Here is a 13,576-nt window from a genome sequence, read left to right as displayed (position 1 = left end):
TTCGAAAGTCGAAACTAAGGCGCAACTTTTACTTGACAAATTTGCACTTCGGGTGTATCATTTATAGAGTGGTACAAAGAAGTTTTATTTCTAGCCGCACCCCTCCCAAGATTTCTAAAAGACCAACTAGCTCCTCTCCAGTTAGTTGGTCTTTTGTTCGTATAGCCATTAGTTAGCTCATCTAGCGATCTCCGTCTATACACCCCTACAGTCAGCTTCCTTCCTCTACCTGTCATATAGGGACGGCTTGACTGTGGGTCTTTTATTCTTCCAACCAAACACAAACAGAGGTATTTAAAATGAGTACAACATTAAGCGTTCACCCATTCGTTACACACCGTGTCGAACCGAAACCTGAAACGGAACCTGCCAAAATCACCAAAGACCAACTAACTGCAAAAAAGCTAGCCTGTGAGTTTTCTCAAGAGACACTTGATGCATGGGTGCAGTCTGCTAAGAATAGTTTTTCGTCTGTACACCGGTGCTACGGAGAGAATCCATATACTTTCTTGCGAAACTTGCAAACCCTTATTCTCGATGGATACCGGCTGCACCCTGATATGTTTCCGATCATCACTCACTACGGGCACACAGAAATCGCAATTTCTAAACCTGAGGCACAGCAAGCTGCTGAGCTGGAGCAAGTCATAGTAGAGACCACCGCCTCATACTACGAATCACTGCGCAAAGAGCGTGAGGAGTATGCAGAGATGTGTGGTGAGTTTGCTGTACAGGAATCCCGCATTGAAGCAGAAGAGAAGCAAGCAGCAAAAGAAGCCAAGCTCCGTGAGCAAGCCATCAAGCTAGCTCTTGAGATGAAATCACTATAAAAATCAATAGGATAAACAAAATGAAGACCAGTATTACCTACGTCGATAACGACACAGTGAGCGTATCCCTTACGCTCTCTCTAGGAGTGTTGCTCAAGACCATAGAGCAGCTTGAGAAAGCTCAGAAACCCCACTACAGACCGTGCAAGCTCTCTATGGCCCAGCAACTGGACGTACAACGTCTCTACGCTCAGGGCATGAGTCAGAAAGAGCTAAGCGTGAGGTTTGGAGTTAGTAGACCAACAATCTCCCGTATCACAAGAAAGAAAATCAATTCAACCATCCACTAAGGAGAATAATGATGGCAATTCTAAACAGACTAACTGGAAGGGGCTTCAAAGCCCTAGAGGTAGGCGAAGTGGCAGAGGTGGTGGCTAGTGTCACCAGTGATAGCGATAGAGGCCTAGACAAAGCCTTGGTGCTGATTCGCCAGCAGAAGGAATTGATTGTGAAGCAGCAGGCTCAGCTCCAGCAGCAGAAGGGAACGATAGCCTCCCTGATGAGTACTATCGATATCCTTAAAAAGAAGAAAGCCAGCCCAGCAGAAGCTAAGCCAGCTCAGAAGGAAGAGAGCAGCACCCTTAGCGTGCTTAAGAAGCGATTCGGCCTCTGACCCTTTGAACTGTGGCAGTGGAGCAGCCCAGCAGTGACGCCACGTTGCGAATGGATTTCCCTTCTCCAAGTAGGATCATGATTTTCTTGTGTAGTACGTCATCCACTGGACGTCCCTTATAGACACCAGCGGCCTTTGCCTTCTCTACACCCTCGGCCTGACGCCTACGGCGATCCTCGTAGTCCTTACGGGCGATTGCAGCCAGCATATCCAGCATCATGCCATTGATAGCGGAGAGCATCCGGCCATCGAAGTTATCTAGGTCCCCACTTTTTAGGAAGCGATGGGACGTTGGTAAATCCAGTGCGACAACCAACACCCCTTTGACCCTGAGCCGGTCCTTGAGTGTGTCCCAATCCTTTTGGTTGAGGCGAGCGAGTCGGTCAACCTGCTCCAATAGCAGCACGTCCCCACTCTCACTGTCATCGATGAGACGGAACAGCTCTGGGCGCTCCAGCTTGGCCCCTGATTCGTTCTCAGTGTAGTAGCCAGCAATTCTATGGCCTTCCTCACTGGCGAAGGTCTTGAGAGCTTCCCTGGCACGGTTGGCATCTTGGTCGCCGGTGGATGCCCTGAGGTACGCACGAATCATCATGGCTACGTTCCTGTAGTCGTTTGGATGTATCAATAATGGATGTAGTCGTTTGGATAGTCAAACGGTATTTATTGATACGTTACTAGATGTCCTTTTGTAGTAGTCGCTCAGGTATACCCATCTAACCACACATTAGATGAGAACAGCTCTCGTCTAGAGGGTGAGGGATATTTCAAAATCTCAAGTGAGAGTCATTTGCATCGAGAGGCGATGCTCAACACCCATTGTTCCATTTAAACAAAACAACAAAACACCCCTTGGATATATTTTCTGGCAAAGGAGAACGGAAAATGTAAAGAGGTAAATTTATTTTCGGAGAAAAGAAAATGTCAAATAACAAACTAGCAGAGTACTTTGCTCAATTAGAAGTTAGGATCAGGGGATTACGTCAACTAGAGAAGGTGCAATCCTCACTGGATGCTATTGCTTCTAAATCGGGAGCAGTTCAAGCCAGCCTTGATAAAGCATCGAAATCTATTGTATCTAGCCAGAGCAAGATAGATCAGGCGGGTAAGAAGTCAGTAGCTACAGCAAAATCCAATTCTAAGGGCTATGCGGATGCCCTTAAGCAACAGGCCAAAGCCGCTGAAGAAGCTGCAAGACGGATTCAGGCCATCCAATCACGCCATATCAACTCCAATAGAGTTCAACGTGTCCGCTCACAGCTTGTATCAGCAGCTAACACAATCAAACCAAGATTGCGTGTTAACGCTGATGGCGTGGTGACTAGTCCCCCTAGTAAATTTGAAGAAAAGAAGCAGGAGCTAATTGGGCGAATCCGTAGACAGTCTAACAGTCAGTTCTCAGTGTTTGCTAACAGAGAGAATGCTCTAGCAGGGATTCGAGACAAGCTTAAGGCAGAAGAACAGAAGATTGCAGCCTCTGCCATAGCCCAGACCAAAGCAACTGAAAAAGCCCGTCAAGAGTACTATGCAAAGGCCCAAGCTCAGTACATCCGCGACATGGATAGATTTACTCATCAGGACGAACTCAACAAAGCGAAAGCTCAACGGCAAGCAGAGGGTGAGGCTCGGCGTCAGCAGCAGGCGCAACGCATTGCCCTACAGATTGAACGGGAGAAGAACAAGCTTGCCCTACAGAGTGCAGCCATAGCTTCAGCAGAGGCTAGGCAACGCCTTCAGGGCATCAGGGAGAACGCTGCTCGTCTAAGCGCGGCTAGGCAATTATCCAAGGGACGTGCCAAGGCTCAGCAGGAGACACTACGCCAGAGCATCCTGGCTAGCAGACTCCAAGCCACACAGGCCAGAACCCAAGCAACGCTCACCCGAATCCAAGAATCCGCTGCTATTCGGCAGGCAAGGCAAGCTTCATCCAGTCTCCAAGAGTCTGGGAATAGCTTCTTTGGCCCGATTTCGGGACCAGTGGCTGGAGTGGCTGCTGCTGGCTACATCGCTCAACAGGTGGTAAGTGCACTGCAAGAACGAGTGCAGAAACGACAGGAAGGGGCAGACGTTTCCGAACAGACTTCTAACGTATTCGCTGCCGCTGCTTCCAAAGACCCTGGCAAAGAATCATTTATAAAAGATGTCTTCTATCGGATGTCAAACAAGTTCGGTATTTCCAATGATATTGATAGCGCCAAGGATTACCGTAATTTCATCCTTGCTCAGCGTGGCCGTGGAGAGAATCTAGATAATGCCTTGAATACCTATATCCGTCAGAACATGGCATTCCGTGGGGCCGGCATGACACAAGAAGAAATGAAGCGAGCAAACCTCCAGCTTGGTCAAATACGTTCAAAGGGTTATGGAGACCGTGAAGATTTAAACACCTTTACGGAAGCAGCTCCGATTCTGAGAACTTACGTCGAACAAGCATGGGCACAGCGTAATAAGTTCAAAGGCAACGATCAGCAAAGAGCGGCGGCCGTGACGAACTCAACGGGCAAGCATAACCTTCTTGCAGTGGACTTTAACGAAGCCTTGAAGCTGTACGTTGCTCAGAACAAAGAAGTCATTGCTCGTCAATCTTCGAGTATCCAAGCAAATCAACAGAGAACCGAAAACGCTCAACGTGAACAAGCCATAGCGATTAATAGTGACCCGGAACTGGTCAAAGCGGTAAATGAGAACATCATTGCCCACCAGCGACTCACAGAGGCCATGCTTCCTGTTAATCAGGCACTAGAAAAGTTCGATACTGTACTAACTAACATCAGTGCCACTCTACTAGGCAGCCTTACAGGAAAACTTAAGGAAACCCCTACAGGAAACCTATCCTTTGGTGCTGATGCAGGAGTAGCCATCGATCCTCAGGCCCTGATGGGCCGTACACCGACATCCGATGACATGATGCCTAGAGATACGATGTGGGATTGGTTGCTAGGCCATAAGGAAACAGGTGCATTTAATCCTCAGGCTCAGGACATGATGAGGCAGCTTTCAAGCCCCTCTTACAAGCTTGAGATGAGCGAAAAAATGCTGGACAGGATGGGAGCCCCTGCTACCACCACTACGAACAATGACAACCGCCAAATTCAAGTGGGAAATATCGTAATCTCATCCAGTGACCCCCAGGCCACGGCCCAGGAGGTGAAGACACAGCTCAACGGCCTCTGGAACCTCACCATCAGTAATTTCGCCGAGGTGGTTCCTTGATTGCAGAGCTTTGGTGGTGTCTCGGGGGCTTAGCGTTCGCCGTCTTGGTGGCGTGGCTGTGCTCAGGAAAGGATAGCTAGGTTGTATGACGTAGCGGCTGGGGATAGCATCGCAGTCATGCACGCGATCTTGTCACACAAGAAGGTGCTAGGCGGCTGTCACACAGAAGGGTTTTGAGCAGAAAATGTGTAAGTAAAACAATTACTTAGCAGAAATGGAGGTGGCCCCGCCAGCCACACCCCGGCACACGACATCACCGCTGCGGCTGCTCCCTTCCGGGCCTGACCGGGTTCACGGCTGATCGTTGCGGGGGGACCGACGGAGCCACCATAACGCCTCACCCTGAGGTGAGGTGCGCCATTCTACGCGGTTGGGATGAAGTTGCAAGCCATACAAGGACTTAGCTACTGCAGAAGACTCGCGAACTCAAGCCTCGATGCCTCCATCCCCCTTGCCGAGGTCAATGCCCCTGAGCCTCCAGGATCTGCAGGAAGGCAGCCTCATCCAGCACCTTCACGCCAAGCTCCGTCGCCTTGGCGAGCTTGGAACCCGCTCCTGGCCCAGCCACCACTACGGCGGTCTTGGCCGACACCGACCCCGACACCTTGGCGCCCAGCGCTTCCAGGCGCTCCTTGGCCTCGTCACGACTCATGGCCTCCAGGGTACCGGTGAGTACCCAGGTCTGGCCGGCGAAGGGCAAACCCTGCACGCTTTGCCGGGTACTTTCCCAATGCATGCCGAAGGCCTTGAGCTGGGCCTCGATGGCGAGCGCCTTGGCCACCTTGTCCGCCTCGGCGAAGTATTCGCGCAGGCCCTGCTTGGCTCTCTCGTTGAGGCCGGATAGGGTCTTGAAGGTCAGCCAGTCCTGGGAGCCTTCGATCAGGGCGGCCAAACTCGGGAAAGCCTTGGCCAGGGTCTTGGCGCCGGTCTTGCCCAGGTAGGGGATGTGCAACTGATCGAGGAAGTCGGCGAAGCTGGCATAGCCGGAGAATTCGGCGTGCACCTCGCCTTCGTCGGCCAGCTCGATGCCGTTGGCCAGCAACGCTTCCAGCACATCGCGGTTATGCGCGGACTGGAAGAAGTTATGGATTTCGAAGGCTACCTCCGGCCCGATATCCGGCAGATAGACCAGCACCTCGGGCAGCGCCTCGCGGATGCGCTGCAGACTGCCCAGGGCGCGTGCCAGACGCTTGGCGGTCTCCTCCCCCACCTCGGGAATGCCCAGGGCGAAGATGAAACGCGCCAGCGCCGGCCTATGGCTGGCCTCGATGGCGGCGAGCAGATTGCGGCTCGACACTTCGGCGAAGCCTTCGAGCTCGAAGACCTGCTCGTAGGTCAGGGTGTAGAGATCGGCCGGCGACTTGACCAGCCCGCGATCCACCAGTTGCTCGACGATGCGATCGCCCAGGCCGTCGATGTCCATGGCCCGCCGCGAAGCGAAGTGGATGATCGCCTGCTTGAGCTGGGCCTGGCAGGCCAGACGACCGACGCAACGATAGACCGCGCCTTCGCTGACCGACTCCTTGCCCTTGGCGCGCTTGACCAACTGGGTGCGTTCCACCGCCGAACCGCAGACCGGGCACTCCGTAGGCACTTCGACCGGGCGGGCATCCGCCGGACGTCGCTCCGGCACCACCTGCATGATCTGCGGGATGACGTCCCCGGCGCGGCGGACGATCACGCTGTCGCCGATCATCACCCCCAGCCGGGCGATCTCATCCATGTTGTGCAGGGTGGCATTGGTCACGGTGACACCCGCCACCTGCACCGGCTTGAGCCGGGCCACCGGGGTGATGGCGCCAGTACGACCGACCTGAAAATCCACATCGAGCAATTCGGTCAGCTCTTCACGGGCGGGAAACTTGTGGGCCAGGGCCCAGCGCGGCTCGCGCGCACGGAAACCCAGCTCGCCCTGCCAGTCCAGGCGATTGACCTTGTAGACCACCCCATCGATCTCATAGGCCAGGGCGTCGCGCCGCTGGCCGATGTCCTGGTAGTAGGCGCGGCAACCTTCGGCCCCCCGTACCTTGCGCAGCTCGCGGCTGATGGGGATGCCCCACGTCTTGAGCTGCTGCAGGATGGCGTACTGGGTATCCGCCAGGCTGCCGCCCTCGACGCGGCCGAAGCCGTAGGCGCAGAACTCCAGCGGCCGCTGGGCGGTGATGCGCGAATCCAGCTGGCGCAGGCTGCCCGCTGCGGCGTTGCGCGGATTGGCGAACGTCTTGCCACCGCTCTCCATGGCCCGAGCATTCAGCGCCTCGAAACCGGCCCGGGACATGAACACCTCGCCGCGTACCTCCAGTACCGCCGGCCAGCCTTCGCCCTGCAGGCGCAGCGGGACGTTGCGGATGGTCCGAACATTGGCGGTGATGTCCTCGCCGGTGGTGCCGTCGCCCCGCGTAGCGCCGCGGGTCAGCACCCCATCCTCGTACAGCAGGCTGACCGCCAGGCCATCGAGCTTGGGTTCGCAGGTGTATTCCACCCCCGAATCCGGCCCGGCGAAGTCGGTCTCGCCGAATTCCTCGCGCAGGCGCTTGCCGACGCTGCGGTCGAAGTCCTGCAGATTTTCGTCGGCGAAGGCGTTGCCCAGGCTGAGCATGGGCACCTCGTGGCGGATGGTGCCGAAGGCCGCCAGGGCCGAACCGCTGACCCTCTGGGTGGGCGAATCGGGCGTCACCAGTTCGGGATGCTCGGCTTCCAGCGTCTTGAGCTCACCGAACAGCCGGTCGTACTCGGCATCCGGCACGCTGGGTTCGTCGAGCACGTAGTAGCGATAATTGTGGGCATCGATTTCGCTGCGCAGGGCGGCGATCCGGGTGACGGCATCTTGGGCGTCGGTCATGGCGGTCTCTCACTGTCGCCACCCCTGGGGTGGCTCTGGCGCCCGCGGGCGCCACTGCAAAGATTACAAACAAAAAGAGCAGCCGAGGCTGCTCTTGGTTCGCTCTGGCGCGATCAACGCTTGAGCATCAAGCTCTTGCGTTCGAAATCGACGATACGCTGGCGATAGTGCTCGATGGTCTGGGCGGTCATGACACTGCGCTGCTCGTCCTTCAACTCGCCATTGAGTTCGGAGGACAACTTGCGCGCCGCGGCAACCATCAGGTCGAAGGCCTGCTTGGGATGCCGCGGACCGGGCAGACCCAGGAAGAAGCTCACCGCCGGGGTATGGAAGTCGTCGATGGCATCCAGGTCGAAGGTGCCCGGGCGCACAGCATTGGCCATGGAGAACAGCACCTCGCCGTTGCCGGACATGCTCTCGTGGCGATGGAAGATATCCATGTCACCGAATCTCAGGCCGCTCTCGAGGATGTTCTGCAGCAGCGCCGGACCGGCGAAGCCCTTTTCGTCCCGGGAAATGACGTTGATCACCAGCACCTCGTCCACCGGTGCCAGGGTGCCGCCACTGCTGCCACCGCTGGCAGGTTCGGCGGCCGGCTCGCGTTCGGCGGCCTTGGCACTCAGCGGCTTTTCCTTGCGCGGCTTCTCACGGCCGCGCGTGGCTACGTCGTCGGAATCGGCGGCCAATCCGTCCGTACCCTCGTCACCCGCGAACAGATCGAAGTTATCGGCCTTGGGTTCTTCGCGACGCTTGCGCTGGGTGGCACGGGGTGGCGTCGGCTCGCCGGGGTCATCCAGCGAAGGCTCCTTCTGCTCCACGACGCGCGTCGGGCCGACGATTTCCGGCTCCTCGTCCTCATGTTCCGGATGATTGCTCAGGGACTGGTCAAGCTTGAACTTGAGCTTGCCCTTGCCACTCATGCGACGCCAACCATCGAACAGAATACCGGCGATGACGATGACGCCGATGATGATCAGCCACTCGCGCAGACCCATATCCATGAAAAAGACATACCCCTGTGAAAATAATGGACCGACAGCCGTCGGGAAACTTTGGAAAGTCGTCGCCTGCGAGGTCTTTCCAAAACGTCCGAAACCTACGCCAAGTCAGTGTTCTTCTTAGCTTTTTCTACCTACCACGGAAGCGGCCATAAGCTAGCACGACTGCCGCCAACTTTACACCGCCACGCCACCAGCCTGTGGGGCACTACGCGTCCACCATGGCCACCGCCTCCTCCACGTCCACGGCCACCAGCCGCGAACAGCCCGGCTCGTGCATCGTCACGCCCAGCAGTTGATCGGCCATTTCCATGGCGATCTTGTTGTGCGTGATGTAAATGAACTGCACCTTCTCCGACATGCTCTTGACCAGCCGGGCATAGCGACCGACGTTGGCGTCGTCCAGCGGTGCGTCCACTTCGTCGAGCATGCAGAACGGCGCCGGATTCAATTGGAAGATGGCGAACACCAGGGCCAGAGCCGTCAGGGCCTTTTCCCCACCCGAGAGCAAATGGATGGTGCTGTTTTTCTTACCCGGCGGACGCGCCATGATCGCAACCCCGGTATCGAGTAGATCTTCCCCGGTAAGTTCCAGGTAGGCACTGCCGCCACCGAAAACTTTCGGGAACAACGCCTGCAGGCCGTGGTTGATCTGGTCGAAGGTATCCTTGAATCTGTTGCGCGTTTCCCGGTCGATCTTGCGGATGACGCTTTCCAAGGTCTCCAGCGCCTCCACCAGGTCGGCGTTCTGGGCGTCCAGGTAATTCTTGCGCTCGGCCTGCTGCTGGTACTCGTCGATGGCCGCCAGGTTGATCGGCCCGAGGCGGGCGATGCGAGTGGCCACGGCTTCCAGCTGCTCTTCCCAGACCGCCTCGCTGGCTTCGGCGGGCAAGGTAGCGATCACCGTCGGCAGGTCGTAACCGTCGGCCGCCAGCTGCTCGGCGAAACCGCTGCGCCGGGTGGCCAGGCCCTGCCACTCCAGCCGGTGCTGTTCCAGTTGGCCGCGCAGCAGAGTGGCCTGTTGCTCCGCCTGCAGGCGACGGCGTTCGAAATCGCGCAGCTCCCGATCGGCGTCCTCCAGGGCCAGGCGCGCCGTGCGCATCTCCTCGTCCACCTGCAGGCGCCGCTCCAGCAGTTCTTCCAGGCGCAGACGCAACTCGTCGAGGGGCTCCCCGCCCTCCTCCAGATTGAGGTTGAGCTGTTCGCAGCGCTCACCGAGCCGCGCGGTCTGCAATTCCAGCCGCTCCAACGCCTGGAGCGTCGACTGGCGCTGCGCTCTCAGGGTCGTCAGCCGCACCGTCAACTGGTGAAGCTGATCCTGCGCCTGGCGTTGTCGTTGCCGCGCCGCCTCCACCGCCTGCCGATGGCGCTCGCGCTGCTCCTGCAACTGGGTACGCCGCTCGGTATCCACCGCCATGGCGTCCAGGGCGTCCTGCAGGCGCAACCGGCACTCGCCCAGCTCTTCCTGCTCCCGCGCCAGCTGCTGGTCGAGATCGCCGAGATCGGCCTCCAGCTGCCGACGACGGATGCTCAGCTGCTCGGCCCGCGCCTGCTGGGCAGACAGCTGGGCGCGGCGCTCCGCCAGGCGCTGTTGCTCCTGCTGCTGGCGTCGACGTCCCTCCTCTCGCTCGCCCTCTAGGCGCTGCTGGGCGGCACGACTGTCCTCCAGACGCTCCTCCTGCCGCGCCAGCGCGTCACTCAGCTCCTCGCGCCGCGCCTGCAGCTCGTCCAGCTCCCGTCCGCGGGCGAGCACGCTGCCCTCCGCGGCCTGGGCACGCCGCACGCGCAGGAAATGCCGGGAAATCCAGTAACCTTCCGGCGTGATCAGACTTTGTCCGGCCGCGAGCGCGGGGCGCCGCGCCAGGGCCTCTTCATAATTGGCCGCCACCAGCACCTGGCCCAGCCAGGGAGACAGATCGCGCGGCGCCTGCACCTTTTCCAGCAAGCTGCCCGCGGCGACTGGTGCCGCGCCCGGGACCACGACGTTCAACTCACCGCTGACGAAGCCCTCGAGTCGCAGCGGCGCCAGGTCGTCCAGGCAGACTGCCTGCAGATCCGTGCCGAGCACCGTCTCCACCGCCTGCTCCCAACCGGGCGCGACCTGCAACTCGTCCGCCAGCTGGGCGGCCTGGGCCAGCCCCGCGGACTCGAGCCAGGCCGCGGCGCCGGTGTCGGGCGCCAGCGCCGCCTGCTGCAGTGCCTCCAGTGAAGCGATACGTCCTTCGAGGCGCTGCAGCTCGCCCTGTCGCTGACTCTGCTCGCCGGCCAGCGCCAACAATTCCTCACGCAGGCGCTGCAGGCTATCGGCCACCTGCAACTCCTGCTCGGCCAATCCCTCCAGCAGCAACTCGTCTTCGGCGATCTGCTCTTCCAGCGCCACCAGGCTGTCTGATGGCCCATCCTCACCCAGCAGGGTGCGCTCGTCCCGCAAGCGGCGCTGGCGCTCGACTCCGCGCTCCAGACTCTGCTCCAGAGACCGGATGCGCGCCTGTTGCACGTCTGCCTCCCGTTGCGGCTCGACGCTCGCCGCGCTGAGCTGCTCCCAGCGCTGCTGCCAGTCCGCCAGGGCGAGCTCCGCCTCTTCCAGGGCCGCGGCGCCCTCTTCACCCTGAACCCGCGCCGCTTCTTCCTCAGGTTCGAGCATCGCCAGCTCCTCCTCGAAGGTGGCGAGCAGCACCCGATCGTGCTCCAGGTGGGATTCAGCCTCGCTGCGCGCCTGCTCGGCTTCGCGCAGATCATCCTGCAACTGCCGCTGGCGCTGCTGGCCATGCTGGATGGTCTGCTCCAGCCGGGCGATGTCGCCACCGAGGGAGTAGAAGCGTCCCTGGACCTGATTGAAGGCCTCGCTCAGCTCATGATGACCGTCGCGCAGCCGCTCGATACCGGCATCGGCGTGGCGCTGCTCGGCGATCAAGGCTTCGAGGGCGGTCTCCTGGTCGCGGATCACCGTCTCGCGCTGCTCGACGCGGCCATCCAGCTCCCGCCAGCGCACGGCCTGCAACTGCGCCCTGAGCTGCCGTTCCTCCTGCTTGAAGGCCTGGAAGCGCTCGGCCGACTGCGCCTGGCGATGCAGACGTTCGAGCTGGCGCTCCAGTTCTTCGCGCAAGTCGGTCAGGCGGGCGAGATTCTCCTGGGTGCGACGGATGCGATTCTCGGTCTCGCGCCGCCGTTCCTTGTACTTGGAGATGCCGGCGGCTTCCTCGATGTAGTGCCGCAGGTCCTCGGGACGCGCCTCGATCAGCTTGGAGATCATCCCCTGTTCGATGATCGAATAGCTGCGCGGCCCCAGGCCGGTACCGAGGAAGATGTCGGTGATGTCGCGGCGACGGCACTTGGTGCCATTGAGGAAATAGGTGTTCTGGCCTTCGCGGGTGACACGGCGGCGGATGGAGATCTCCGCGTAACTGGCGTACTCGCCCACCAGGGTGTGGTCGGAGTTGTCGAAGATGAGTTCGATGGAGGCCTGGGACACCGGCTTGCGGCTGTTGGAGCCGTTGAAGATGACGTCCGTCATCGACTCGCCGCGCAGATTCTTGGCCGAGCTTTCGCCCATCACCCAGCGCACCGCGTCGATGATGTTCGACTTGCCGCAACCGTTGGGGCCGACCACCGCTGCCATGTTGCTCGGGAAATTCACCGTCGTCGGATCGACGAAGGATTTGAATCCCGCCAGCTTGATCGACCTCAACCGCATATCAGGTGCCCTTGTCCGCCGCGCCGTGCCCAACTGCACGCGAAAGGGCGGCAGTCTACCATCCGCGGACCACCCTGCCCTCGCCGTGCATTACCTTATTTCCAGCGGTTATGCACGCAGACCGGGGTGACAGGCTATAGTCCTGCACCCTCATCCGCAGGACGCCCCCATGAAGAGACTTCGCCTCACCCTGCTAGCGGCTGCCCTGACCGCCAGCGTCCAGGCCCTGGCCGCCCAGCCGCCGCTGCTCAACGTCTCCTACGACGTGATGCGCGACTTCTACAAGGATTACAACCCCGCCTTCCAGGCCCACTGGAAGGCCGAGCACGGGGAAACCCCGGTCATCCAGATGTCCCACGGCGGCTCCAGCAAGCAGGCCCGTGCGGTCATCGACGGCCTGCAGGCCGACGTCATCACCATGAACCAGGCCACCGACATCCAGGCCTTGGCCGATCGCGGCCTGGTGCCCAAGGACTGGGAAAGCCGCCTGCCCGACCGCAGCGCGCCCTTCACTTCGGCCACGGTGCTGATCGTGCGCCAGGGCAATCCAAAGGGCATCCACGACTGGTCCGACCTGCTCAAGGACGGCGTCCAGGTGATCGTGCCCAACCCGAAAACCTCCGGGAACGGCCGCTACACCTATCTCTCCGCCTGGACCTATGCGCTGCGCCAACCGGGCGGGGACGAGCAGAAGGCCCGCAGCTTCGTCGCCGACCTGTTCAAGCATGTGCCCATCCTCGACACCGGCGGTCGCGCCGCGACCACCACCTTCATGAAGAACCAGCAGGGCGACGTCCTGGTGACCTTCGAGAACGAAGCGGAGATGATCGCACGGGAATTCGGCCGTGGCGGCTTCGAGGTGGTCTATCCCAGCATCTCGGTACAGGCCGAGCCGCCGGTGAGCGTGGTGGACAGCGTCGTTGACAAGAAAGGCACGCGCGCCGAGGCCGAGGAATATCTGAAGTATCTCTGGTCCGACGAAGGCCAGAAGATCGCCGCGGATAACTTCCTGCGCCCGCGCAATGCGAAAGTCCTCGCGCAATACGCCGATCGCTTCCCCAAGCTCGAACTCATCGATGCCCAGAAGCAATTCGGCCCCTGGAGCGGTATCCAGAAGACCCACTTCGCCGATGGCGGCGTCTTCGACCAGATCTATACGCCAGCCCAGTGACAGACCCGCCCGGCCTCGCGCCGGGCAGCCACTCGCGGGCAAAAAAACCGCACAAACGAAAACACCGCCCGAAGGCGGTGTTTCGATATTTGGAGCGGGAAACGAGACTCGAACTCGCGACCCCGACCTTGGCAAGGTCGTGCTCTACCAACTGAGCTATTCCCGCAATATGGCGTCCCCTAGGGGACTCGAACCCCTGTTACCGCCGTGAAAGG

General features: G+C 59.5%; 9 protein-coding genes, 1 tRNA gene and 1 other RNA gene. 5 read left to right on the top strand and 6 right to left on the bottom strand.

The features are described 5' to 3' along the window. Nucleotides 1-299: 299 nt before the first annotated feature. From QZ471_RS00530 to QZ471_RS00525, 3 genes are read left to right on the top strand one after another with little or no spacing between them, the layout of a single operon-like run. A complete protein-coding gene (locus QZ471_RS00530; protein ID WP_295460317.1) occupies nt 300-830 on the top strand; it encodes a hypothetical protein in 531 nt (176 codons plus the stop codon). A gap of 20 nt (nt 831-850) precedes the next feature. Then, complete coding sequence (locus QZ471_RS23815) at nt 851-1,120, top strand: helix-turn-helix domain-containing protein (RefSeq protein WP_363286397.1); 270 nt, start codon at nt 851-853, stop codon at nt 1,118-1,120. Between the two features lie 8 nt (nt 1,121-1,128). Next, nucleotides 1,129-1,443 (top strand): hypothetical protein, encoded by a 315-nt coding sequence (locus tag QZ471_RS00525; protein WP_295460316.1) that lies wholly within the window; start codon nt 1,129-1,131, stop codon nt 1,441-1,443. Here QZ471_RS00525 and QZ471_RS00520 read toward each other — a convergent pair. Beyond that, nucleotides 1,421-2,038 (bottom strand): recombinase family protein, encoded by a 618-nt coding sequence (locus QZ471_RS00520; RefSeq protein ID WP_295460314.1) that lies wholly within the window; start codon nt 2,036-2,038, stop codon nt 1,421-1,423. The genes QZ471_RS00525 and QZ471_RS00520 overlap by 23 nt on opposite strands. A 326-nt stretch (nt 2,039-2,364) precedes the next feature. Here QZ471_RS00520 and QZ471_RS00515 point away from each other — a divergent pair, with 326 nt between their 5' ends. Next, nucleotides 2,365-4,656, top strand: a complete 2,292-nt coding sequence (locus QZ471_RS00515; protein WP_295460313.1) for a hypothetical protein — start codon at nt 2,365-2,367, stop codon at nt 4,654-4,656. A gap of 224 nt (nt 4,657-4,880) precedes the next feature. On the opposite strand, the gene ffs is transcribed toward QZ471_RS00515, so the two are convergent. From ffs to smc, 4 genes are all read right to left on the bottom strand, one after another. Further along, nucleotides 4,881-4,977: signal recognition particle sRNA small type (gene ffs / locus QZ471_RS00510), an RNA gene on the bottom strand. Nucleotides 4,978-5,116: 139 nt separating this feature from the next. Next, on the bottom strand, nt 5,117-7,498 hold the full coding sequence (gene ligA / locus QZ471_RS00505) for an NAD-dependent DNA ligase LigA (RefSeq protein WP_295460312.1): 2,382 nt from the start codon (nt 7,496-7,498) through the stop codon (nt 5,117-5,119). Between the two features lie 113 nt (nt 7,499-7,611). Further along, nucleotides 7,612-8,499, bottom strand: a complete 888-nt coding sequence (zipA, locus tag QZ471_RS00500; RefSeq protein WP_295460311.1) for a cell division protein ZipA — start codon at nt 8,497-8,499, stop codon at nt 7,612-7,614. Between the two features lie 205 nt (nt 8,500-8,704). After that, entirely contained in the window at nt 8,705-12,190 is a 3,486-nt protein-coding gene (gene smc / locus QZ471_RS00495) for a chromosome segregation protein SMC (RefSeq protein ID WP_295460310.1), read from the bottom strand. Nucleotides 12,191-12,359: 169 nt separating this feature from the next. On the opposite strand from smc, the gene QZ471_RS00490 reads away from it, so the two are divergent. After that, on the top strand, nt 12,360-13,361 hold the full coding sequence (locus QZ471_RS00490) for a sulfate ABC transporter substrate-binding protein (RefSeq protein WP_295460309.1): 1,002 nt from the start codon (nt 12,360-12,362) through the stop codon (nt 13,359-13,361). A 90-nt stretch (nt 13,362-13,451) separates the two neighbouring features. Here the strand turns inward: QZ471_RS00490 and QZ471_RS00485 are convergent. Further along, nucleotides 13,452-13,527: transfer RNA gene (locus QZ471_RS00485), tRNA-Gly, on the bottom strand. Between the last annotated feature and the right edge of the window lie 49 nt (nt 13,528-13,576).

Origin of the sequence: uncultured Pseudomonas sp., from assembly GCF_913774235.1 — a bacterium.
In the GTDB taxonomy this organism is placed as follows: domain Bacteria; phylum Pseudomonadota; class Gammaproteobacteria; order Pseudomonadales; family Pseudomonadaceae; genus Chryseomonas.
The sequence above is the reverse complement of the archived record's forward strand: the minus strand, read 5'-3'. Positions and strand labels throughout refer to the sequence as shown.